Origin of the sequence: Arthrobacter sp. UYP6, from assembly GCF_040547315.1 — a bacterium.
Classification (GTDB): Bacteria; Actinomycetota; Actinomycetes; order Actinomycetales; family Micrococcaceae; genus Arthrobacter_B.
This window is the reverse complement of the sequence record NZ_JBEPPM010000013.1, coordinates 49,188-71,305: the sequence shown is the minus strand read 5'-3', so window position 1 is coordinate 71,305 and position 22,118 is coordinate 49,188. Positions and strand designations below refer to the sequence as shown.

The window sequence follows — 22,118 nt, the reverse complement described above, 5'->3', positions numbered from 1 at the left end:
GGGACCCCTGCGTTACCGGGGATTCCCCGGCCCGGTCTGCGCCCCGCGCAGCTCGGTGATGCGCAGCCGCAGGAAGATGATCAGCAGCACCAGCGCCCACACCCCCAGAACCGCCACCGCGGCCACCACCACAAAATAAAGAATGGCGAATATTGCACCAAATCCTGAAAATGCCATCATGTCTCTCCCCCGTCATGCCCTAAACCGGTACGGGTACCCGCCCGGCTGCTACCCGCATGTTACAGCGGGTTAGATCGCCTTCCCCGGATTCAGGATGCCCAGGGGGTCCAGGGCGCGCCGGATGGAATGCTGCACACCCACTGAGACGTCGCCAAGCTCGGCACCCACCCACTCCCGTTTGAGCAGCCCCACCCCGTGCTCCCCGGTCAGGGTTCCGCCGAGCCGGTTGGCCAGGAAAAACATGCGGCCCAGGGCGTCCTTGGCCGGCCCCTCAGTGACCGAATCCCGCGGATCCATCACGATCATGGGATGCAGGTTGCCATCTGAGGCATGGGCGATGGTGAAGATCCGCACCCCGGTGGCAGCCGAGATCTCTTCGAGCCCGGCCACCGCTTCGGCCAGCCGTCCGCGCGGCACGCCAATGTCTCCGATCGACACGCGCCCCATCTTTTCCAGCGAGGGAATGGCGTCCCGCCGGGCGCGCACCATGGCGGCGGCCTCGTCGTCGTCGGCTGCCTTGTCGCATGACCCCGCGTAGGGGCGGACGGCTTGAAGCACCACGTCCTGCTCCAGGAAGGCACCGTAACCGTCGGTCTGCACCAGGAGGAACGATGCGCCGCGGGAGCGGTAGTCCGTGCCGGTTGCCGCGTCCACGGCCTCAAGGGTGGGACCGTCCATGAGTTCCATCATTGACGGCTGGATCCGGGCAGCCACCACCGCCGACGCGGCCTGGGCGGCACTTTGAACGTCGGGGAAAAACGCCGCCACGGTGGCGGTTGACACCGGCATGGGGCGCAGCCGAAGCGTTGCTTCGACGACGACGCCGAGCGTGCCTTCGGAGCCGATGATCAGCGCGTTCAGATCGTAGCCGGTGACGCCCTTGATGGTCTCCCTGCCGGTGCGCAGCTCACGCCCGTCGGCCAGGATGACCCGCAGCGCGAGCACGGATTCGCGGGTGACGCCGTATTTGGCGCACCGCATCCCGCCGGCGTTCGTGGCGATGTTCCCGCCAATGGAGCAGATGGCGGTGCTCGCGGGATCCGGGGCATAAAACAGTCCGTAGTCCGCGGCGGCTGCGTTAATTTCCGCGTTCAGGACCCCGGGCTGGACCACGGCCAGCTGTTCCACCGGGTCGATGCGCAGGATCCTGTTCATCCTGGACACATCCAGCACCACTTCCCCGGAGCGGGCGGAGGATCCTCCGGCCAGGCCGGTGCCGGCTCCGCGGGTCACCACCGGCACCCGGTGCAAGGTGGCCAGGCGCAGGGTCTCGGCAACCTGCTCTGCGGACTCCGCGAACACCACGCCGTCGGGGTGTGACTCGGCCACGAACCCGGAGCGGTCGGTACTGGCGTGCTCCCGGTGCGCCGGCTCCAGGGACGCGTTCGGCGCCTGATCCAGCAGGGCGGCGCTCGGTGCCGGCCCGGGAGGGCCAACAGCGGCGTCGGCGTCGGAGAAAATGCTCACGGTTACGGCACCATCCAACCGAGGACGGATGTTGACTGCAGCCAGATGAGCAGCGTCATCAAGACCAGCAGGCCCAGGCTCCAGCCCAGAAGCTTGCGGAACAGTGTGCTCTCCGCTCCTTCCAGGCCCACGGCGGCGGCGGCGATGGCCAGGTTCTGCAGCGAGAGCATCTTGCCCAGCACCCCGGCGGAGGAATTGGACGCCGCCATCAGAGTGGCGGACAGACCCGTCTCATTGGCCGCCGCCACCTGCAGCTGGCCGAACAGCGAATTTGAGGAGGTGTCGGAACCGGTCAGCGCCACGCCGATCCAGCCCAGCAGCGGCGAGAGCAGCGCAAAGAACCCGCCGGCCGAGGCCAGCGCCACGCCCAGCGTGGTGGTTTGCCCGGACAGGTTCATCACGAAGGACAGGGCCAACACGGCGCACACCGTCACAATGGTCCAGCGCAGCTGCTTGAGGGTTTCGCCGTAGACTTTCACGCCCGTTGCAGGCCGGATCCGATACAGCAGCATGGTCAGGATTCCGGCGAACAGCAGCAGGGTTCCGGTGGCCCGGATGTGGTCAAAGCGCAAGGTCTGGGTGGTTACCGTTTTACCGTTCGAGTCCACCACGTCAAGCCCCGGCCAGTGGAAGGTGACGCTGCCGATGGCGGTCAGCCAGGTCTTGACGGCAGGTATCTGAGCCAGCGAGAACACCACGATGATGATCAGGTACGGAGCGGTGGCCATCCAGACGCTGCGGGCATCGGGGCGGGCCGTGTTCCCCGGAGATTTTGGACCGGATACACCGGCGGCCCCTTCCACCACCTTTCCGGCCGGGATTTGCGCCGCGGTGGCTCCGCCCGAAGACAGTGCCGCGGAGCGCCGCCCCCGCGCTTTCCCCGGGGGCCGAGTCTGTAAGGTGTCCAGGTTGCCTCCGGCGCCGGCGTTTCCGCTGCCGGCGGCATCCACGGTTTCCCGTGCTTCCGCCGCAGGCTCTCCGGTTTCCAGACCGTCCCGGGCTTCCTGCACCTGGCCGGACATGCCGATGATCTCCGCCGGCTGCCAGACCCGGAGCATAAGGAGCACGGCGATGACCGTGGCCACGGCTGCCACAACGTCGGTCAGTTCCACAACAAAGAAGTTCGAGGCGAGAAACTGTGCCAGTCCAAAGACAAACCCGGCCACCAGGGCAACCGGCCAGGTTTGCTTCAGGCCGCGCCTGCCGTCCACCAGGAACACCAGGATCAGCGGCACCACCAGGGCGATGAAGGGGGTTTGCCGTCCGGTCATGGAGGACAATTCATGGAGCGGAATTCCGGTCACGCCGTTCAGAGCGATAATCGGCGCTGCCATGGCGCCAAAGGCAACCGGAGCGGTATTGGCCAGGAGCGCCACAATGGCGGATTTGAGCGGCTCCATGCCGGCCGCCATCAGCATGGCGGCGGCGATGGCCACCGGCGCGCCAAAGCCGGCCAGTGACTCCAGCAGCGCGCCAAAGCAGAACGCGATCAGGATCGACAGGATCCGCAGGTCATCCGAGATGGAGCGGATGGTGCGTCCCAGAACCTCGAACCAGGGCGTGGCAACGGTGAGTTTGTAGATCCACAGCGCGTTGATCAGGATCCAGAGGATTGGAAATATGGCGTAAAAGGCACCCAGCCCGGTGGCCGCTGCCACCTGCTCCACCGGCATTTTCCAGGCGAGCACCGCCAGCAGGACGGACAGCGCCAGCGAGATGAGCGCGGCCTGATAGGCCTTCATTCGGAAGACCCCCAGCAGGACAAAAAGGACCAGCAGCGGCAGCGCCGCAAGCAGGGCGGAATAACCCAGGGAATCCGCAATGGGATCGAGCGGCTGTTCGAATGCAGCTAGCGGCGTCCTCACAAAAGACTCCTTTGTCTTTGTTCACGTCCGTCTGCGCGGTGCAGCTGTACCAGCCCCATCCACGGTAACGATGCGTTGACCCTAGGCCCGCAGCCGCAAACCGGTCAACGGTGGCGGCTAAAAGCACCTGCTCACCTCTTCCTCTGCAGCGGTCGACCCTTTCCCAGCGCTCATGTGAGGCCGGAATGTCCGCTCACATGATAAATTGAGCCGCACCTGTCCGACGCCGGCCCCGAGGTGGAACCCATGAGTAAACTCAACAGCGCGTCCCTGTCCGGACTTCCGGCCAACCTCTCCGTTCCACGCTATGACCGTGCCGAGCTCAGCGTCGGGATTGTCCACTTTGGTGTGGGTGGATTCCACCGGGCCCATCAGGCGATGTACCTGGACCGCCTAATGAATGAGGGAGCAGCCAGGGACTGGGCGATCTGCGGTGTGGGCGTCCTGCCGGGGGATGCCGCCATGAAGACGGTGATGGATGCGCAGGACTGCCTGTACACACTGGTGCTGAAGAATCCTGACGGCACACGGGAGGGACGCGTCATCGGATCGATGATCGAATACCTGCTGGCACCGGAGGATCCCGAGGCCGTCATCGAGAAAATGGCCGCGCCCGGCACCCGGATCGTCTCGCTGACCATCACGGAGGGCGGCTACAACTTCCATCAGGTCACCGGCGAATTTGATGCAGCCAACCCCGCAGTGGCCGCGGATCTGCAGCCGGGGGCAGTTCCCACCACCGTTTTTGGGCTGGTCAGCGAGGCCCTGCAGCGCCGGCGGGACAGGGGGCTGCCGCCGTTCACGGTCATGTCCTGCGACAACATCCAGGGCAACGGCGATGTGGCCCGCAGGATGTTCACAGCCTTTGCCGCCGCACGTGATCCCGAGCTGGGCGCCTGGATGCAGGAGAACGTGGCCTTTCCCAATTCCATGGTGGACCGGATCACACCTGTCACCACGGACCGGGACCGTGCCATGGTCGCTGAGGACTTCGGAGTGGAGGACGCCTGGCCGGTGGTGAGCGAGGACTTTGAACAGTGGGTCCTGCAGGACGATTTCCCGCAGGGCCGCCCGCCCTTTGAGGACGCGGGCGTGCAGGTGGTGGACGAGGTGGAACCTTACGAACTCATGAAACTGCGCCTGCTCAACGCCAGCCATCAGGGCCTGTGCTACTTCGGTTACCTCGCCGGATACCGCTACGCCCACGAAGTCAGCCAGGATCCCCTGTTTGCCGGCTTCCTGCTCGATTACATGGCCAGGGAAGCCGCCCCCACGCTTGCACCGCTGCCCGGCGTGGACCTCACCGCCTACCAGCACCGGCTGATCGAGCGGTTCTCCAACGAGTATGTCCGCGACACGCTCGCCCGCCTCTGCGCCGAGAGTTCGGACCGGATCCCCAAATGGCTGCTGCCGGTGATCCGCGAAAACCTGGCTTCCGGCGGCGAGATCCACCGCTCGGCAGCCATCGTGGCGAGTTGGGCCCGCTACGCGGAAGGCCTTGACGAACAGGGCCGGCCGATCGACGTCGTGGACCGGCTGCGCGAGACGCTGATGGCCTCAGCGGCACGCAATCGGGAGGATCCGCTGGCCTTCGTGTCCAACAGCGAACTCTTCGGGGACCTCGCCACCAACGACCGTTTTGTCCAGGCCTACACCGCCGCGCTGGCATCCCTGCATGAGGCCGGAGCCCGGGCCGCCGTGCAGAACCTGGCGGCGGATCACCCGGCCTAGTTCCCCAGCCCGGCCCGGCTCATTCCGCGTCGTTCATTGCGCGGCGTCGCCGGACAGTGCGGCGGCGAGCTCTTCGTCCACCAGCAGGGTAGTGACAAAGCCTGCCGCCAGCACGGCGCGCACGGCATCGGCCCTCGCTGCACCCTGCGCCACAGCCACCACCCGGGGAGTGTGCTGCAGCTGGGCAACGGTCACCGCCAGCACCCGTTCATCCAGCTCCGAGTCCACCGGGTTGCCGGCCGCATCCACCAGGCGGCCGGAGCATTCGGCGACGGCACCGGCGCGGGCGGCGGCGAGGCGAAGCCGGTTGTCCACCCGGTCCCAGACGGTGGAAAGCCCCGGCTGCCAGGCGCCCACCGCGACGACGGCGGCGTCCAGGGAGTCTGCCCGCGCCAGGGTTTCGGCGATTTCGGGCTGGCGGCGCAGACTCTGCGCGGTGGCGGCGTTTTCCACCACCAGCGGTGCCCACAGCGGCCAGGTGGCCACGCCGTCGTGCCTGCCCAGGCCCTGGATCAGCTCCAGCGAATTGCCGCTGCCGGGAACCGGCAGTGCTCCGGCCAGCTGGACGATCCCGCACGGCGGCAGGTCAGTCACATAACCCGCTGCGAGGTCCAGGGTCCGGGACCACGACACACCCAGGGTGGCGCCGCTGAAGGACGCCGCCATCAGCTCCTCTGCCGCACCCTTGGCCATGGCCTTCCGCGTGGCGTGCTCATCCGGCCCGGTGGGGGAAACCCGCACGTGCGCGACGCCGAGGGCAGCCGCCAGGCGCTCGGGTTCCAGGCCCGTTGCCGCGGCCGGGAATCTGACGTCAATGCGCACAATCCCCAGCGCCCGGGCTTCCTCGAGGTAACGGGCCACCTGGAAGCGGGAGATGCCATAGGTTCGGGCGATCTCCACTTTTGAGTGATTGTGGAGGTAATAGTCGCGGCCAATCCTGGCCAGCAGCTCCTCATGGGACGTACCTGTTCCGGTAATGATTCGACCCTGCCTGTCTTCGAAGAAGTCGCCCGCTGTTGCTCATTTGAGTGTATCTGTTTAGAGTTACTCCCCAAATGAGCGGAAAGCAATTCTCACATGAGCAAAGGTGACGTATGAGAACAGGACGCAGCACGCGGAGAACCCGCAGGCGCAGTTCCGGTAAGAGTGCCGCGGCGGGTGTTGCGGCCCTGTCGCTGGTCCTGGCAGGATGCGGGAGCGGAAACGCGGACGGGCCCGAGGAAATTGTGGTGGCCATCGTCTCCAATCCGCAGATGACGGATGCGATCTCCCTCAAGGACGAGTTCCGGGCCCAGTTTCCGGACGTTGATGCCCGGTTTGTTTCCCTTCCGGAAAACGAGGCCCGGGCCAAGATCACCGCCTCAGTGGCCACCGGCGGCGGAGAGTTCGACGTGGTCATGATCTCCAACTATGAGACGCCGATGTGGGCCGAAAACGGGTGGATCACCAACCTGCAGGAGTACGCCGACAGCACCCCCGGCTACGATCCGGAGGACTTCATCCCCAACATCAGCGAGGCGCTCAGCTACGAAGGGGACATGTATTCGGTTCCCTTCTACGGGGAGTCGTCCTTCCTGGCCTACCGCGAGGACCTCTTCGAGGAGGCCGGCCTCACCATGCCTCAGAAGCCCACATGGGCGGACATCACCGGCTTCGCGGAGCAGCTCAACGATCCCGACAACGGGTTCTCCGGCATCTGCCTGCGCGGCCTGGCCGGCTGGGGCGAGGTCATGGCACCGCTGAGCACCATGATGAACACCTACGGCGGCGGTTGGTTCGACGAGGATTGGAACGCCACCCTCGATTCACCCGAGGTTGAAGCGGCCGTGACCGACTACGTGGACCTGGTCCGCACCGCCGGACAGCCCGGAGCCGCCACCAGCGGATTCGGTGACTGCCTCACCCAGTACAGCCAGGGCAACGCGGCCATGTGGTACGACGCCACCTCCATGGTTTCCTCCGTGGAAGACCCCGCATCTTCGCTGGTAGTGGGCAAAACCGGTTATGCTCCGGCGCCCGTGCAGGAAACGGAATCCTCGGGCTGGCTCTACAGCTGGTCGCTCGCCATTCCCACCACCAGCGAAAAGAAGGACGCGGCCTGGGATTTTGTCTCCTGGATGACCAACAAGGAATACATCCAGCTGGTAGGGGAAAAGATCAGCTGGGAACGGGTGCCTCCCGGCAGCCGGCTCTCAACCTACGAGATTCCCGAATACGCCGAGGTCGCCGAGGCGTATGCGGAGCCAACACTGACCGCCATGGCCGGGGCCTCGCAGGAAACCAGCATGACAAAGCCGGTGCCGTATCCGGGGCTGCAGTTTGTGGGTATCCCGGAGTTCCAGGATCTTGGCACCCGGGTGGCGCAGCAGATCTCCGCCGCCATTGCGGGGCAAAAGACCGTCCCCGAGGCCCTTGAGCAATCCCAGCGATACGCCCGGACCGTCGCGGAGAGCTACCAGTCAGGAGAAAACAAATGAGCACCCTGGTAGAGAAACATCAGCAGAAGGCCCGCCGGGACGCTGAGCAGCGCCAGGCCGGCGGCATCTCCAAGGCCGAGGGCTGGCGCCGCCGGGGCCCCCTTCTGCCCGCCCTTGTTTTCACCCTGATCGTGACTCAGGTCCCGTTCCTGTTCACCATCTGGTACTCCCTGCAGAACTGGAACCTGCTGAACCCTGAAGGCGACCGCTTTGTTGGACTCGCCAACTACGTGGAGATCTTTGCCGACTCCACGTTCCGGCAAGCTGCACTGAACTCGGTGATCTTCACGTTGGGCTGCGTCTTCTTCGCGATGATCCTGGGCATTGTGTTCGCCATCCTGCTGGACCGCTCCTTCACCGGGCGCGGAGTGGTCCGGACCCTGCTGATCACCCCCTTCCTGATCATGCCGGTGGCCGGTTCCCTGCTCTGGTCCGTCTCCATCCTCAATCCCAACTACGGGCTCCTCAACTGGCTGATTGGCCTGGTGGGGATCTCCCCCGTGGACTGGACTTCGACGCACCCGATCGCCTCCATCCTTATGTCCCTGGTATGGCAGTGGACGCCGTTCATGATGCTCCTGGTGCTGGCCGGCCTGCAGTCGCAGCCCAAGGATGTGCTGGAAGCTGCACAGGTTGACGGTGCCGGCTGGTGGCGGACCTTCCTATGGGTGACGCTTCCGCAGCTGCGCCGCTACATCGAGCTGGGCGTGCTGCTCGGGGCCATCTACGTGGTGAACACCTTTGACCAGATTTATCTGATGACGGCGGGAGGGCCCGGCACGGCCAGCGCCAACCTGCCGTTCTACATCTACCAGCGGGCCTTCCTGGGCTTCGACATTGGCCAGGCGGCTGCCATGGGCGTGGTGGTGGTCATTGCAACGATCATCATTGCCACCTTCGCCCTTCGCCTGATCTTCCGCAGCTTCGACGTAAAGGACCAGACGTGAGCACACAAACCGAGCCGGCTCCCGCCAAAGGCTCCTCTTCCTCGACCGATGTGCAGGCCGTCCGGCCAAGGCGGGGCAAACCGCGCATGGCCTCATCACTGCTGACCACGCTGACCTGGATCGTGGCGATCGGGTTCTTTTCGCCGGTGCTATGGATGGTGCTGACGTCCTTCAAACAGGAATCCGCCGCTGCCTCCAACCCGCCGTCGTTCTTCTTCACCCCCACACTGGACCAGTACCGCGCGGTGCTCGACGCCGGTGCCGGAAGCTACTTCGTCAACTCCATGATTGCCACCGGAGTTTCCACCCTGCTGGTGGTGATCATGGCTGTTCCTGCGTCCTATGCACTGAGCATCCGGCCCGTGAAGAAGACCTCCGATGTGTTGTTCTTCTTCATCTCCACCCGGATGCTGCCGGTGGTGGCAGTCATCATGCCGATTTACGTGATTGCCGGCCAGCTGAAGGTGCTGGACAACATCTGGACCCTAGTGGTCCTCTACACCTCCATGAACCTGCCGATCGCCGTGTGGATGATGCGTTCCTTCTTCCAGGAGGTGCCCGCCGAGGTGCTTGAGGCCGCACAGATGGACGGCGCCGGGCTGTTAAAGACCCTATGGCGGGTGCTGATGCCGATGGTCGCCCCGGGACTGGCCGCGACCGCCCTGATCTGCGTGATCTTCGCCTGGAACGAGTTCTTTTTCGCCCTGAATCTCACGGCAGCCAGATCCGCAACTGTGCCGGTCTTCCTGGTGTCGCAGATGACCAGCGAAGGCCTGTATCTGGCCAAGCTCTCCGCCGCGTCGGTCCTCGCCTCGCTGCCGGTGGTCATAGCCGGGTGGATAGCGCAGAAGCAGCTGGTGCGCGGCCTGTCCATGGGTGCCGTGAAGTAGAGGCTAAGGGCGCCGGCGGAGCGTTCAGCGCTTCCGAGACTTGCGGGATTCCTTCTCGTTGGCCTTCTGCAGCGCGTCAACGAGCTGGCCCTTGGTCATCGTGGACCGGCCGGAGATATCCAGCGCGGCAGCCAGGCCATACAGATGTTCTTTGGACGCGTTGGCGTCCACCCCGCCGGCGGTCTTCGCGGCGGAATCCCGCCCTTCCGCAGCTTTGGCGTCGGAAGGGCCGCTGGCTTCCTTTTCCTCCCAGTGATCCCCCACCTTTTCGTGGGTGCGCTTCAAAGCAGCGTAGGCAGTTCGGGCAGCACGCTCCCCGTCGCCGTATTCCTCCTCTGCGGAGTCGAACGTCTTGGCGAAAGTGTCCTGCGCCAAGCCGTTCGACCGCTGCAAAGTGGAAGGAATCTCGTCCTCGATGGCGTGGCCGTTCTTTCCGGTCTTAGGCATAACGCGTCCTCTCCGTCAGGTATCGAAGGTCCCTAGTATCAGCACTCCACCACGTTGACGGCCAGTCCGCCGAGCGCGGTTTCCTTGTACTTTGAGCTCATGTCGCGGCCGGTTTCACGCATGGTCACGATGACTTCGTCCAGCGAAACCCGGTGGTCGCCGTCGCCCCAGAGCGCCATTTTGGCGGCGTTGACGGCCTTCGCCGCACCGATGGCGTTGCGCTCGATGCAGGGCACCTGCACCAGCCCGCCGATCGGATCGCAGGTCAGCCCCAGGTTGTGTTCCATGGCGATCTCGGCGGCATTTTCCACCTGTTCAGGGGTGCCGCCCAGGATTTCGGCCAGCCCGGCGGCGGCCATGGACGACGCCGAGCCCACCTCACCCTGGCAGCCCACCTCCGCGCCGGAGATGGAGGCCTGTTCCTTGTAGAGGACGCCCACGGCACCGGCGGTGAGCAGGAACCGGACAACGACGTCGTTCTTCTGTTCCTGCGTGGCGTTCTCCATGCCGGGGCCGTAGTGCGTGGCGTAGAACATGACGGCGGGAATGATGCCTGCCGCGCCATTGGTAGGCGCGGTGACCACCCGGCCGCCGGAGGCGTTTTCTTCGTTGACGGCCAGCGCCACCAGGTTCACCCATTCCTGCCAGAACTTCGGATCCCGGTTCGGATCCTCCGCCCGCAGCCGGCTGTGCCAGGCCGGCGCCCGGCGTCGGACCTTCAGACCGCCGGGCAGCAGCCCGGTGCGGGCGATGGCGGAGTTTTTGCATTCCTCCATCACGTCGCGGATGTGCAGCAGACCGGCGCGGATCTCCGCCTCGGTGCGGGACACTTTTTCATTGGCGAGCATGACTTCGGAGATGCTCAGCCCGTTCTCGGTGCAGTGCTGCAGGAGTCCGACGGCGGTGCGGAAGGGGTACGGCAGGGCCGCCTTGGTGGATTCCAGTTCTTCGCGGGCGGCGTCTTCTTCGCCGTCGCGCACAATGAACCCGCCGCCCACGGAGAAGAAGGTGGCCTCGTGCAGCACTGTGCCGTCAGCGGCGCTGGCAGCGAACTTCATGCCGTTGGTGTGCCGGGGCAGGACGGTGAGCGGGTGCAGGACAATGTCCGCCTCGCCGTATTCCAGCACGCAGTCCGGGGCGCCCGGCACCTGCGAGCACAGCTGCAGTTTCCGGGTCGCCTCGATGGCGGCCAGGCGTTCCTCGACTTCTTCGGGCAGGATCTTCTCCGGCGCGAAGCCTTCCAGCCCCAGCAGCACCGCGGTCATGGTGCCGTGGCCGCGGCCGGTCGCCGCGAGTGACCCGTACAGGTCAACGCGGAGGCCGGCCACGGACCCCAGGATGCCGTCGTTCACCAGTTCCGCCGAGAAAACGGCAGCGGCACGCATCGGGCCCACGGTGTGGGAGCTCGACGGGCCGATGCCCACGGAGAACAGATCAAAAACGCCAACAGCCATGAGGATTCCTTACACGTGCGCGGGTGAGGAGGCCAGGTTGGCCACCTCGGTGTACAGCGGATGCGCTGCGGCCAGGGCCGTGACGCGTGCCTTGAGCTCCGAAAGGTCATCGTCGCCGCCGGCAATCAGGGCCAGCGCAATGATGTCCGCCACTTCACGGAACGCGTCCTCACCGAAGCCGCGGGTAGCCAGCGCCGGGGTGCCGATCCGCAGGCCTGAGGTCACCATCGGCGGCCGCGGGTCAAACGGAACGGCGTTGCGGTTCACGGTGATGTCGATCTGGGCCAGCCGGTCTTCGGCCTCCTGGCCGTTGAGCTCGGCGTTGCGCAGGTCCACCAGCACCAGGTGCACGTCAGTGCCGCCGGAGATCACGGAGATGCCCTTGGCGGCGACGTCGTCGGCCAGCAGGCGGTCGGCGAGGATGCCCGCGCCGGCCAGCGTGCGTTCCTGGCGTTCCTTGAACTCGGGGGTGGCCGCGATCTTGAAGGCAGTGGCCTTGCCGGCAATGACGTGCTCCAGCGGGCCGCCCTGCTGTCCGGGGAACACAGCCGAGTTGATCTTCTTGGCAATGTCGGCGTCGTTGGAGAGAATGATGCCGCCGCGCGGACCCGCGAGGGTCTTGTGCGTGGTGGAGGTGACCACGTGGGCGTGGGGAACCGGACTGGGATGCAGTCCGGCAGCCACCAGTCCGGCGAAGTGGGCCATGTCCACCATCAGGTAGGCGCCCACCTCATCGGCGATGCGGCGGAATTCCGCGAAGTCCAGCTGGCGGGCGTACGCCGACCAGCCGGCCACGATCAGCTTGGGCTGGTGTTCGCGGGCCAGGCGTTCCACCTCGGCCATGTCCACCCGGTGGGTGTCCTCGGAAACGTTGTACGGCACCACGTTGTACAGCCGACCGGAGAAGTTAATCTTCATGCCGTGTGTGAGGTGGCCGCCGTGCGCCAGGGACAGGCCCAGGATGGTGTCGCCCGGACGGATCAGGGCGTGCATGACCGAGGCGTTGGCCTGGGCGCCGGAGTGCGGCTGGACGTTGGCGAAGTTAGCACCGAAGAGGTCCTTGGCGCGGTCGATGGCCAGCTGCTCAATGACATCAACGTACTCGCAGCCGCCGTAGTAGCGGCGTCCCGGGTAACCCTCGGCGTACTTGTTGGTCAGGACCGAGCCCTGGGCTTCCATGATGGCCACGGAGGTGTGGTTCTCCGAGGCGATCATTTCCAGGCCGGACTGCTGGCGGCGGCGCTCGTTGTCGATCTGCTCCGCCACCTCCGGATCGATCTGAGCGAGGTGGGAATTCAGGTAATCGGTCACAGCTCGCCGCCGTTCTTTTCTGCGTACTCCTCGGCGCTGAGCAGTTCGCCCTCGGAAGTGGTGTTGACCGTGAAGAGCCAGCCGGCACCGTACGGGTCCTCGTTCAGCAGCGCCGGATTGTCGATGGCTTCCTGGTTGATTTCGATGATTTCGCCCGAGACCGGAGCGTAGAGGTCCGACACGGACTTGGTGGACTCCACTTCGCCGCAGGTCTCGCCGGCGGTGATGACGGTGCCAACCTCGGGCAGGTCCACGTACACCACGTCGCCCAGGGCGTCGGCGGCGACGGCGGAGATGCCTACCTTGACGGGGCTGGAGGAGTCCACCCACTCGTGTTCGGCGGAGTAACGGAGTCCTGCGTTCACTTTGCTCATGAGGATGCCTTTCGAAAGCTATCTATCGGGTCTGTGCGGGTTACTTCAAAGTCTAGGCCGCGCGAGATGGCAGTAGATGTCCGTTTCAGGCCTGAGACGAGCACTTACTGCCATCTCGCGGGGTTATTTGGTGCGCTTGTAGAAGGGGAGCTCGACGACGGTGAAAGGTTCCGGCTTGCCGCGAAGGTCCACCTGTACCTCGGTGCCGGGCTCCGCGAAGGCGGTATCCACGTAGGCCAGAGCGATCGGGTACCCCAGGGTGGGGCTGGGAGCGCCGGAGGTGACTTCACCGATGACGGCGCCGTCGGAGAGAACCGGATAGTGCGAACGGCCGGCGCGGCGGCCGGCACCCTTCAGGCCCACGAGGCGGCGGGCCGGAGCCTGCTGCTTCTTGCCTTCCAGTGCGGTGCGGCCCACAAAGTCACCCTCCTTGGAGGGGGCGACGACGGGACCGAGGCCCGCAGCATAGGGGTCCAGATCCAGTGACAGCTCATTGCCGTACAGCGGCATGCCGGCCTCCAGGCGCAGCGAGTCGCGGCACGCCAGCCCGGCGGGAATCAGGCCCCGGTCCGATCCGGCGTCCAGCAGTGCAGCCCAGAGAACGGACGCGGCGTCGTTGGACACGTAGATCTCAAAACCGTCCTCACCGGTATACCCGGTGCGCGCTACCAGCAGGTCCGCGGTCCAGGCCCCCAGCGCCATCGGCACGGTGGCAGCTGAGTAATACTTCATCCCCGTCACCGCGTCCCGGTGTTCAGCCGGAACCAGGGACAGCAGGATGGCTTCCGCGTTGGGCCCCTGCACGGCCACCAGCGACGTGTCATCGGAGATGTTGTCCACGGTGACGTCAAAGCCCTCGGCGCGCGCTGCCAGTTCTGCGGCGACCACCGGGGCGTTCCCGGCGTTGGGCACCACCAGGAAAGTCTCGTCGGCCAGCCGGTAGCTGATCAGGTCATCGATGATTCCGCCGTCGGCGTTGGTGATCAGCGAGTACTTGGCCTTGCCCACCTTCACTGCGGACAGCTTGCCCACCAGGGCGTAGTCCAGGAAGGCGCCGGCGTCCGGGCCGGTGACCTTGACTTCGCCCATGTGGGAGAGGTCAAACAGGCCCGCAGCTTTGCGGACGGCGTGGTGTTCGGCCAGTTCGGAGCTGTATTTGAGCGGCATCTGCCAGCCGCCAAAGTCGGTGAAGGAGGCGCCGAGGCGTTTGTGCTCTTCGTAGAGCGCGGTGTATTTCTCAGTCATTGTTCTTAGCCTTTGCGCTCTAGTTTTCGAAGTCTTCGATGGGCGGGCAGGAGCAGATGAGGTTGCGGTCCCCGGCAGCGCCGTCGATCCGGCCCACCGGCGGGAAGTACTTGTCCATCCGCTGGCTGCGCATGGGGAAGGCGGCCTGTTCACGCGGGTAGGCGCGGTCCCAGTCGTTTCCGGCGAGGACGACGGCGGTGTGCGGCGCGTTGCGCAGCGGGCTGCCCTCCAGGGTGAAGTCCCCGGCGGCCACCTGGTCGATCTCGGCGCGGATGGCGATCATGGCGTCGATGAAACGGTCAATTTCGCCCAGGTCCTCGGACTCGGTGGGCTCCACCATCAGTGTGCCGGCCACCGGGAAGGACAGGGTGGGTGCGTGGAAGCCGTAGTCCACCAGGCGCTTGGCCACGTCTTCGGCGGTGACGCCGGTGGTGGCGGTCAGCTCGCGCAGGTCCAGGATGCACTCGTGCGCCACGAGTCCGCCGCGGCCGGTGTACAGGACGGGGAAGTACTCGTTGAGCCGGGCCGCCACGTAGTTGGCGGCCAGCAGGGCGCTCTTCGTGGCTTCGGTCAGGCCTTCGCCGCCCATGAGGTTCACGTAGGCCCAGGAGATGGGCAGCACACCGGCGGAGCCAAAACGGGATGCCGAGACGGGGATGTCCTCGCCCTCGGTCCACGTGGCGGCGTCACCGGGAAGGAACGGCGCCAGGTGGGACTTCACGGCCACCGGGCCTACGCCGGGACCGCCGCCGCCGTGCGGGATGCAGAAGGTTTTGTGCAGGTTCAGGTGGGAGACGTCGCCGCCGAACTCGCCCGGCCGGGCCAGTCCCACCAGGGCGTTGAGGTTGGCGCCGTCAATGTAGACCTGGCCGCCGGCCTCGTGGACCGCCTCGCAGACGTCGCGGACGTCGTCGTCGAACACCCCGTGGGTGGAGGGGTAGGTGATCATGATGGCGGCAAGGTTTTCGCGGTGTGCGTCGATCTTGGCGCGCAGGTCCGCGTGGTCAATGGCGCCGTCATCGGCGGTGGCAACAACCACCACCTTCATGCCCGCCAGGACCGCGGAAGCGGCGTTGGTGCCGTGCGCGGACGCGGGGATCAGGCAGACGGTGCGCTGCTGATCATTGCGGGAGTGGTGGTAGCCGCGGATGGCCAGCAGGCCGGCCAGCTCGCCCTGGGAACCGGCGTTGGGCTGGATGGAGACCTTCTCGTAGCCGGTGATGACCGCGAGCTTCTCTTCCAGATCAGCGATCAGCTCGCGCCAGCCCTCGGTCTGGGAATCCGGAGCGAAGGGGTGGATGGAGGCAAACTCGGGCCAGGTCATGGCCTGCATTTCGGCCGTGGCGTTGAGCTTCATGGTGCAGGAACCCAGTGGAATCATGGTGCGGTCCAGGGCCAGGTCGCGGTCCGAGAGGCGGCGCAGGTAGCGCAGCATCTGGGTTTCGGACCGGTAGGAGGAGAACACCGGGTGCGTCATGAAGTCCGAGATGCGCCGGATGTCTGCGGCCAGCTCAAAGCCTTCGGGCTCGGCAGCTGAGTCCACCGAGGCGCCGAAGGCGGCGGCGACGTCGGCGAGAACGGCCGGCGTCGTCGTCTCGTCGCAGGAGATGCCCACGGTGTCCGCGTCGATGGAACGCAGGTTGATGCCGCGGGCTTCGGCGGCGGCAATGATTTCGGCGGCGCGGCCGGGAACGCGTGCGGTGACGGTGTCGAAGAAGCTCGTGTGCAGCAGTTCGACGCCGGCGGCCTGCAGGGCGGTGGCCAGGGTGCGGGCGGAATCATGGGCGCGGCGGGCAATCCGCGTCAGGCCCTCGGGGCCGTGGTAAACGGCGTACATGGACGCCACGATGGCCAGCAGGGCCTGCGCGGTGCAGATGTTGGAGGTGGCCTTCTCGCGGCGGATGTGCTGCTCGCGGGTCTGCAGTGCCAGCCGGTACGCGGGGGTGCCGGCTGAGTCCTTGGAGACGCCCACCAGGCGGCCGGGCAGGGAGCGTTCCAGGCCCTTGCGGACGGCCATGTAGGCGGCGTGCGGGCCGCCGAAGAACAGCGGAACACCGAAGCGCTGTACGGAGCCAACGGCAATGTCAGCACCCTGTTCGCCGGGGGCGGTGATCAGAGTCAGGGCCAGCAGGTCCGCGGCCACGGTGACCAGCGCGCCGCGTTCCTTGGCTTCGGCAATGAGGGCCGCCTGGTTGCGGACCACACCGGAGACGCCGGGCTGCTGCAGGAGCAGGCCGGTGATGTCGCCGTCGGGCAGGCCGTTGGCCAGGTCCGCAACGATCACCGTGAAGTCCAGGGCCTTGGCCCGTCCCTTCACCACGGCGATGGTCTGCGGCAGCGTTTCGGAGTCCAGGACAATGGCGCCGTGAGCTTTGGACTTGTTGGACCGGCGCATCAGCAGCACGGCTTCGGCCGCAGCTGTGGCTTCATCCAGCAGAGAGGCGTTGGCGATGGGCAGGGCGGTGAGGTCCTGCACCATGGTCTGGAAGTTCAGCAGGGCTTCGAGGCGGCCCTGGGAGATTTCTGGCTGGTACGGGGTGTAGGCGGTGTACCAGGCGGGGTCCTCAACGACGTTGCGGAGGATGACCGGCGGGGTGTGCGTGCCGTAGTAGCCCTGGCCGATCATCTGCACGGCCGTTTTGTTCTTCCCGGCGATGGAGCGCAGCTGCGCGAGGGTTTCCTCTTCGGAACGGGCGGGATCCAGCACCAGCGGACTGCCCTGGCGGATCGCGGCCGGAACGGCCATATCCGCCAGCGCGTCCAGGGAGTCGTACCCCACGGCCTTCAGCATGGCCTCGGCGGAACCGGCGCGGGCACCAATGTGGCGGTCAACAAAGCCCTCGGCAACCGGAGCGGCCTCGGCGGAGCCAAGGGAGTTCGCGGCCTGCGTGGCGGGGGTTTCGGCAGTGGACAGATCAGCAGTCATTCTGGGCTCCTGGAAAGGCAGACGGGGTACGCCAACGTTCGTTGGGTCCTCCCCGCTCTGTATTGGACCTGAGAGATTCCGCAGGGGTGGCCCCGCTTGCACCGTCGGTGAGCTCCGCACCGGGGTGCGGAGACTGCTTTCCAGAGTTGCCTCGCTGTGGCGGTACAGGGGCCTGAGAGATTCCCGGGGAGGGTTTGCTCCTACGGCGCCCGCCGGTGCAGTTTTGGCTTCACATATGGACTGCAACTTCGCGGGACTCTCCCGCCACGGCTGATAAAGGCATATTCAGTTGTGGTTTTCCACCTGTGACCTTACCCTCACTCCGGTACCTCATCAAGGCAGTGACGTCCCCCCGCCCTTTTTGACGCCCGTACACGACGTCAGCGCCCTGTTTGCCAGCCAGAAGGACGCCAAATTGACATCGCGCGTGCGGGACTTCCAAACTTGAATGTCGGCGGTGGCGCCAACACCTCTCATGTGGCCTCGGCTAGAGCCTTCCATGCGCGTAGCGGCGTCACGCACGCCGGCGGGTGCCTATACGAGAAAGAACCCAATGTCTGACCGACTGACCCGCCCCTCCCCTGCGGAGACAGCTCCCGGAGGCACCAGCTCCTCCGAACCGGAACTCTCCCGCTCCCTCTCGAGCCGCCACATCCAGCTGCTGGCCATTGGCGGTGCCATCGGGACCGGCCTGTTTATGGGCTCCGGCAAAACCATTTCGGTGGCCGGACCGTCGGTAATCTTCGTCTACATGGTCATTGGCTTCATGTTGTTCTTCGTCATGCGGGCCATGGGCGAACTGCTGCTCTCCAACCTCAACTACAAGTCCTTCACCGACTTCTCCGCCGACCTCCTGGGCCCCTGGGCCGGATTCTTCACCGGCTGGACCTACTGGTTCTGCTGGGTGGTCACCGGAATTGCCGACGTGGTGGCCATCTCGCACTACGTCACCTTCTGGTGGGCGGATGCCCCGCTCTGGATTCCGGCGCTGGCCTGCATCCTGGTGCTGCTGGCGCTGAACCTTCCCACGGTCAAGGCCTTCGGTGAAACTGAGTTCTGGTTTGCCTTGGTCAAGATCCTGGCGATTGTCACCCTTATTGTGGTGGGCCTGGTCATGATCTTCACCCGTTTCACCTCCGGCGACGGTGATGTTGCCGGCTTCAACAACCTCTGGGAGCACGGCGGGCTGTTCCCCACCGGTCCCATGGGCTTTGTGGCCGGGTTCCAGATTGCCGTCTTCGCGTTTGTCGGCATTGAACTGGTGGGCACGGCCGCCGCAGAGACGAAGGATCCGGAGAAGAACCTTCCCCGCGCCATCAACTCCATTCCGCTGCGCATCATGCTCTTCTACGTAGGCGCCCTGGTGATCCTGATTTCCGTGGTTCCCTGGGACGAGTTCAGCGCGGACGAGAGCCCGTTCGTTGGCATGTTCGCCCTCGCAGGGCTTGGCGCGGCAGCCGCCGTGGTGAACTTTGTCGTGTTGACGTCCGCTGCGTCCTCGGCGAATTCGGGCATATATTCCACCTCGCGCATGGTTTTTGGCCTGGCGCACGACGGCGATGCCCCCAGGGCTTTCGGCCGCCTGTCACGGCGGAAGGTACCGCAGAACGCCCTGTTCTTCTCCTGTACCTTCCTGCTGGCCGGCGTGGTGCTCCTGTATGCCGGCGAATCTGTCAGCGCGGCTTTCACGCTGGTCACCACCATCTCCGCGCTGTGCTTCATGTTCGTGTGGACGGTCATCCTGCTCAGTTACCTGGTGTTCCGGAAGCGCCGGCCGCAGCTGCACGAGGCATCGAAGTTTAAGATGCCCGGCGGCGTGGTGATGGTCTACGTGGTGCTGGCGTTCTTTGTCTTCATCCTTTGGGCGCTGACTACGCAGGCCGACACTCTCCAGGCGCTGCTGGTCACCCCCATCTGGTTTGCGCTGCTGGGCGTTGTCTACGCGTTCCTGCGCCGGACCCCGGTGCATCAGGCACGGGTGGCGGAGTACAAAGCCTTGGCCGCTGCGGAGCGGTCGGACGTGGCGTCACAGGCGAACGCGGCAAGGTAGCCGGAACCCGGTGCTGGTCTCTGGGGCCGGTCGTGCTTCGGCTTCATCCGCGGGTAAAGGCAAGGTATCGCCGCGCGGATTCCTGCACAATCCGGTCCGCGCCGTGCGGGATGGTCCGGTCCCACCAGCCACCGTACAACCGGTCGTAGCGCAGCGGTTCCAGCCGGGCAGCTGCGCTCTCCACCACCTCCGGACGCTCGGGAATCTGGTTCGGATAGCTGTACAGGAAGGACACGTGCGTGCGGTCGGGGATGACATTGATGATGTCGCCGCTGAAAAGCGCCCCGCCGCCGTCCGGATCGCCCGACCAGTGCAGGACCGTACCGCCGGGAAAGTGGATGCCGGCGCGGTGCAGGGTCAGGCCTTCGGCGAGCGCAAAGCTGTCACCGTTCCAAAACTCCAGTGCTGCATCTTCCCTTCCCACCCAGCGCCGGTCCGCCGCGTGCAGATGAACCGGTGCGTCGAATTCATGCGCCCATTCCACCATGGTGGTGTAAAAGTGCGGATGACTAATGGCAATCGCGGATACTCCGCCCTCGGCCCGGATCAAAGCGACAAGCTCATCATCCAGGTAGGCCTGGCAGTCCCAGAGCACGTTGCCCCCGGGCGCCTGGCTCAACAAGGCGCGCTGTCCAATGGCGAAGGACGGCTCGCAGCCGATGCCCAGGACGCCCGGCCCCTGGGCATGAAGTGCTCCGCGGCGGGAGGGACCGCACAGCCTCTCCAGTGTGGTCCAGGCCTGCCCGGTCAGCGGCACAAACTGGCGTTCGTCCTCGCAAAGCGGGCAGTCCCCGCGGGCAGCGCCGTACTGCGTGCCGCAGGCGACACACAGGGGGAGCCCTGGAGATGGACCAGTCCGGGAGCGGTTACTGTGCTCCCGGGGCAATGCGGCGGGCATAGGGCTAATACACCACGGTTCCGGTTGAGCTGACAACGCCATCGGAGAACGCCTGCTTGTCGCTGGCCTCGAGATGAATACCCACGCTGTGCAGCGGATTCTCCAGGGCCGACGCCAGGTTCGGCACTACTGTTCTCTGGATCCGCTCCACCACCTCCCGGATGTCAGCCCGGGCGTTGACCGTCACTTTCAAGGTCAGATCCGGCTCCTCGGGAGTTCCGCGCAGAAGCGCCGTTGACCCCACCACGCCCGGGATCCGGTCCGTATCGTTTTCGACGGCGGCCGCGAGGATCGAAGCGTTGCAGACGGTTATGCCGCGGGCGGGATCCTCCTGCAGCCGGAACGTGCCGGCCGTCAGACGCCGCGGAATCTGGGCCAGTAGCCACCACAGGGCCAACAGGCCTATCAGCAGCCCGGCGAACACGGCAACAATGGGCGCATAGTCGGGGCCGGTGATGTTTTCCGGCGGCCCGGACAGGACCGGGTCTTCGGGGCTGCCCACCACCCCCGAAGCCAGCAGCAGGACGTAAACGCCCGCCGCGAGGCACAGCAACCCAAGAATGGTCAGCCACACACGATTGGCGGTGCCGGCGTGCTGCCGCATAATGTTCCCCTTCTGTCGTGGATGGCCGATCCGCGGTTCCGCCGCCTTCAAGCGGCGGAACCTCATCAGCTCTTGGACCTAATGAAAACGTTGACGTTCGGCACCGGTTCCAGCCCCGATGCCTGCAACCGTGAACGCACACCGTCAGTAACCCAGTGCTGCAGCTCGGCGGTGTCGCGCAGGGCCGTGTTGACGGATACGCGCACTTCCTTGTCCAAAGCGGTCGCCGAAGCCGAGGTGACTCCGTCGATGTGTTCGCAGGTTGCAGCGGCCAAGCGGGCGACGGCGCGGCGTGACATCACGGCACGGTTTTCGCCCGTCACTTCCGGAGCAGGGTCCAGATGCAGCTGCAGTGAATGGAAACGCCCTGGAATCAGCACCGCCAGCAGCAGTACCACGCCGATCACCGTCAGGATGCTCCCCGCGATCCAGCTCCCAGCGCTGTTCCAACTTAGGGAAACAAGCCAATCGGACACCGTTGTGAAAAACGGCGGCCAGTCCCCCTGGGCCAGCCTGGCAATACCCGCCCAGACCAACGCCACACCTGCTGCCAGCAGAACCAGTGCGCAGATAATGGCTGGAACCACGCGGCTCGGCCGCGGCCGCAGGGCCACCGGAGGCCCCCCGTTCATTTCAGCCTCCTTCGGCCGGCTCCGGACTCTTTGGGCCGCAGCCAGGACACTGTGACATCCACTTGCCGCACCTGCACACCGGTCAGCTCCGTGATCCGGCTGGATATCCGGTCCCGCAGCTGGTCAGCGGCCTGGCGTAGCGGCACCGGATACGGCAGCCCCACTTCAACCCGCAGGGCGGCAACATTGCCGGCGAGCTCCACGTTGGCCTGCGGCCTCGCGGAAAGATCTGCCTGCCGCCCGATGCCAAGGAAGCCGCCCGAACTGCCCCCCGCGTACGTTTCATCCCTGACGATCTGCCCGGCGATCTTCTCAAGGACCTTCCGGGACAGTACGGTGGTCCCGCGCTCGCCCACCTCCAGTCTCCGCGGCCGGGCACCCGGAGACAGTGCGCTCTGGAGTCCGGGTGCACTCATCTGCTGGACGCTCGGCCGAACATCGACTGGAGGTCAAGCTTGCCGTCGGCAGCCATACCCACCAGCAGCCCAACCAGGCCGAACAGCACTGCAAGCAGGAAGGCGTACCACCCTCCGACGCCCAGCACGATTCCCAGGACCAGGCCCACGGCCAGGCACCATTTCGTTGCGGACATGAACTTCTCCCTCACTAGGTTGCCGGAC

The 22,118-nt window shown here is 65.6% G+C and carries 20 protein-coding genes and 1 riboswitch; of the genes, 5 read left to right on the top strand and 15 right to left on the bottom strand.

What is annotated here, in order from left to right; translation table 11 throughout:
- Nucleotides 1-12: 12 nt before the first annotated feature.
- The 3 genes from ABIB35_RS12200 to ABIB35_RS12190 form a co-directional block, all read right to left on the bottom strand.
- Nucleotides 13-180, bottom strand: a complete 168-nt coding sequence (locus tag ABIB35_RS12200; protein WP_354181747.1) for a hypothetical protein — start codon at nucleotides 178-180, stop codon at nucleotides 13-15.
- A gap of 69 nt (nucleotides 181-249) precedes the next feature.
- Nucleotides 250-1,641 (bottom strand): FAD-binding oxidoreductase, encoded by a 1,392-nt coding sequence (locus ABIB35_RS12195; protein WP_502915786.1) that lies wholly within the window; start codon nucleotides 1,639-1,641, stop codon nucleotides 250-252.
- Nucleotides 1,642-1,649: 8 nt separating this feature from the next.
- Nucleotides 1,650-3,512: an L-lactate permease gene (locus ABIB35_RS12190; protein WP_354181745.1), complete on the bottom strand. Its 1,863-nt coding sequence runs from the start codon at nucleotides 3,510-3,512 to the stop codon at nucleotides 1,650-1,652.
- Nucleotides 3,513-3,758: 246 nt separating this feature from the next.
- Here ABIB35_RS12190 and ABIB35_RS12185 point away from each other — a divergent pair, with 246 nt between their 5' ends.
- Nucleotides 3,759-5,243 (top strand): mannitol dehydrogenase family protein, encoded by a 1,485-nt coding sequence (locus tag ABIB35_RS12185; RefSeq protein WP_354181743.1) that lies wholly within the window; start codon nucleotides 3,759-3,761, stop codon nucleotides 5,241-5,243.
- A gap of 33 nt (nucleotides 5,244-5,276) precedes the next feature.
- Here the strand turns inward: ABIB35_RS12185 and ABIB35_RS12180 are convergent, their stop codons facing one another.
- Nucleotides 5,277-6,143 carry a sugar-binding transcriptional regulator gene (locus ABIB35_RS12180; protein WP_354181742.1) on the bottom strand — a complete coding sequence of 289 codons (867 nt, stop codon included), beginning with the start codon at nucleotides 6,141-6,143 and terminating at the stop codon, nucleotides 5,277-5,279.
- A gap of 194 nt (nucleotides 6,144-6,337) precedes the next feature.
- Between ABIB35_RS12180 and ABIB35_RS12175 the strand changes: the two genes are divergently transcribed.
- From ABIB35_RS12175 to ABIB35_RS12165, 3 genes are all read left to right on the top strand, one after another.
- Nucleotides 6,338-7,720 carry an ABC transporter substrate-binding protein gene (locus ABIB35_RS12175; protein WP_354181740.1) on the top strand — a complete coding sequence of 461 codons (1,383 nt, stop codon included), beginning with the start codon at nucleotides 6,338-6,340 and terminating at the stop codon, nucleotides 7,718-7,720.
- Nucleotides 7,717-8,667 (top strand): carbohydrate ABC transporter permease, encoded by a 951-nt coding sequence (locus tag ABIB35_RS12170; RefSeq protein ID WP_354181738.1) that lies wholly within the window; start codon nucleotides 7,717-7,719, stop codon nucleotides 8,665-8,667. The genes ABIB35_RS12175 and ABIB35_RS12170 overlap by 4 nt, the downstream gene beginning before the upstream one ends.
- 86 nt (nucleotides 8,668-8,753) lie before the next feature.
- Entirely contained in the window at nucleotides 8,754-9,557 is an 804-nt protein-coding gene (locus tag ABIB35_RS12165; RefSeq protein WP_354181848.1) for a carbohydrate ABC transporter permease, read from the top strand.
- A 24-nt stretch (nucleotides 9,558-9,581) separates the two neighbouring features.
- On the opposite strand, the gene ABIB35_RS12160 is transcribed toward ABIB35_RS12165, so the two are convergent.
- The 6 genes from ABIB35_RS12160 to gcvP all read right to left on the bottom strand — a co-directional run bounded on the left by ABIB35_RS12160 (nucleotide 9,582) and on the right by gcvP (nucleotide 17,314).
- Entirely contained in the window at nucleotides 9,582-10,004 is a 423-nt protein-coding gene (locus ABIB35_RS12160) for a ChaB family protein (RefSeq protein WP_354181736.1), read from the bottom strand.
- A 38-nt stretch (nucleotides 10,005-10,042) separates the two neighbouring features.
- On the bottom strand, nucleotides 10,043-11,458 hold the full coding sequence (locus tag ABIB35_RS12155; RefSeq protein WP_354181734.1) for an L-serine ammonia-lyase: 1,416 nt from the start codon (nucleotides 11,456-11,458) through the stop codon (nucleotides 10,043-10,045).
- 9 nt (nucleotides 11,459-11,467) lie between these two features.
- Nucleotides 11,468-12,769, bottom strand: coding sequence for a serine hydroxymethyltransferase (gene glyA / locus ABIB35_RS12150; protein ID WP_354181732.1), 1,302 nt, complete (start codon nucleotides 12,767-12,769; stop codon nucleotides 11,468-11,470).
- Complete coding sequence (gcvH, locus tag ABIB35_RS12145; RefSeq protein ID WP_354181731.1) at nucleotides 12,766-13,143, bottom strand: glycine cleavage system protein GcvH; 378 nt, start codon at nucleotides 13,141-13,143, stop codon at nucleotides 12,766-12,768. Before gcvH ends, glyA begins: the two co-directional genes overlap by 4 nt.
- Nucleotides 13,144-13,266: 123 nt before the next feature.
- Nucleotides 13,267-14,388, bottom strand: a complete 1,122-nt coding sequence (gene gcvT, locus ABIB35_RS12140; RefSeq protein WP_354181729.1) for a glycine cleavage system aminomethyltransferase GcvT — start codon at nucleotides 14,386-14,388, stop codon at nucleotides 13,267-13,269.
- Nucleotides 14,389-14,407: 19 nt separating this feature from the next.
- Nucleotides 14,408-17,314 (bottom strand): aminomethyl-transferring glycine dehydrogenase, encoded by a 2,907-nt coding sequence (gene gcvP / locus ABIB35_RS12135; protein ID WP_354181727.1) that lies wholly within the window; start codon nucleotides 17,312-17,314, stop codon nucleotides 14,408-14,410.
- Nucleotides 17,315-17,464: 150 nt separating this feature from the next.
- Nucleotides 17,465-17,588, bottom strand: a riboswitch (glycine riboswitch).
- 279 nt (nucleotides 17,589-17,867) lie between these two features.
- Here gcvP and cycA point away from each other — a divergent pair.
- Nucleotides 17,868-19,364, top strand: coding sequence for a D-serine/D-alanine/glycine transporter (gene cycA / locus ABIB35_RS12130; RefSeq protein ID WP_354181725.1), 1,497 nt, complete (start codon nucleotides 17,868-17,870; stop codon nucleotides 19,362-19,364).
- Between the two features lie 43 nt (nucleotides 19,365-19,407).
- Here the strand turns inward: cycA and ABIB35_RS12125 are convergent, their stop codons facing one another.
- From ABIB35_RS12125 to ABIB35_RS12105, 5 genes are all read right to left on the bottom strand, one after another.
- A complete protein-coding gene (locus tag ABIB35_RS12125) occupies nucleotides 19,408-20,121 on the bottom strand; it encodes an MBL fold metallo-hydrolase (RefSeq protein WP_354181723.1) in 714 nt (237 codons plus the stop codon).
- 145 nt (nucleotides 20,122-20,266) lie between these two features.
- Nucleotides 20,267-20,866 (bottom strand): hypothetical protein, encoded by a 600-nt coding sequence (locus ABIB35_RS12120; RefSeq protein WP_354181721.1) that lies wholly within the window; start codon nucleotides 20,864-20,866, stop codon nucleotides 20,267-20,269.
- Between the two features lie 65 nt (nucleotides 20,867-20,931).
- Nucleotides 20,932-21,498 (bottom strand): DUF6286 domain-containing protein, encoded by a 567-nt coding sequence (locus ABIB35_RS12115; RefSeq protein WP_354181719.1) that lies wholly within the window; start codon nucleotides 21,496-21,498, stop codon nucleotides 20,932-20,934.
- Nucleotides 21,495-21,914 (bottom strand): Asp23/Gls24 family envelope stress response protein, encoded by a 420-nt coding sequence (locus ABIB35_RS12110; protein ID WP_354181717.1) that lies wholly within the window; start codon nucleotides 21,912-21,914, stop codon nucleotides 21,495-21,497. The genes ABIB35_RS12115 and ABIB35_RS12110 overlap by 4 nt, the downstream gene beginning before the upstream one ends.
- The gene (locus tag ABIB35_RS12105) at nucleotides 21,911-22,090 is read right to left on the bottom strand and encodes a hypothetical protein (protein WP_354181716.1); all 180 of its coding nucleotides are present in this window, start codon (nucleotides 22,088-22,090) and stop codon (nucleotides 21,911-21,913) included. Before ABIB35_RS12105 ends, ABIB35_RS12110 begins: the two co-directional genes overlap by 4 nt.
- Nucleotides 22,091-22,118: the final 28 nt, after the last annotated feature.

Coding starts and splice junctions, on each gene's coding strand:
- ABIB35_RS12105 (WP_354181716.1), bottom strand. CDS start 22,090: ATGTCCGCAACGAAATGGTGCCTGGCCGTGGGCCTGGTCCTGGGAATC.
- ABIB35_RS12185 (WP_354181743.1), top strand. CDS start 3,759: ATGAGTAAACTCAACAGCGCGTCCCTGTCCGGACTTCCGGCCAACCTC.
- ABIB35_RS12175 (WP_354181740.1), top strand. CDS start 6,338: ATGAGAACAGGACGCAGCACGCGGAGAACCCGCAGGCGCAGTTCCGGT.
- ABIB35_RS12120 (WP_354181721.1), bottom strand. CDS start 20,866: ATGCGGCAGCACGCCGGCACCGCCAATCGTGTGTGGCTGACCATTCTT.
- ABIB35_RS12115 (WP_354181719.1), bottom strand. CDS start 21,498: ATGAACGGGGGGCCTCCGGTGGCCCTGCGGCCGCGGCCGAGCCGCGTG.
- ABIB35_RS12155 (WP_354181734.1), bottom strand. CDS start 11,458: ATGGCTGTTGGCGTTTTTGATCTGTTCTCCGTGGGCATCGGCCCGTCG.
- ABIB35_RS12110 (WP_354181717.1), bottom strand. CDS start 21,914: ATGAGTGCACCCGGACTCCAGAGCGCACTGTCTCCGGGTGCCCGGCCG.
- gcvH (WP_354181731.1), bottom strand. CDS start 13,143: ATGAGCAAAGTGAACGCAGGACTCCGTTACTCCGCCGAACACGAGTGG.
- ABIB35_RS12170 (WP_354181738.1), top strand. CDS start 7,717: ATGAGCACCCTGGTAGAGAAACATCAGCAGAAGGCCCGCCGGGACGCT.
- gcvP (WP_354181727.1), bottom strand. CDS start 17,314: ATGACTGCTGATCTGTCCACTGCCGAAACCCCCGCCACGCAGGCCGCG.
- ABIB35_RS12200 (WP_354181747.1), bottom strand. CDS start 180: ATGATGGCATTTTCAGGATTTGGTGCAATATTCGCCATTCTTTATTTT.
- ABIB35_RS12160 (WP_354181736.1), bottom strand. CDS start 10,004: ATGCCTAAGACCGGAAAGAACGGCCACGCCATCGAGGACGAGATTCCT.
- ABIB35_RS12165 (WP_354181848.1), top strand. CDS start 8,754: ATGGCCTCATCACTGCTGACCACGCTGACCTGGATCGTGGCGATCGGG.
- cycA (WP_354181725.1), top strand. CDS start 17,868: ATGTCTGACCGACTGACCCGCCCCTCCCCTGCGGAGACAGCTCCCGGA.
- gcvT (WP_354181729.1), bottom strand. CDS start 14,388: ATGACTGAGAAATACACCGCGCTCTACGAAGAGCACAAACGCCTCGGC.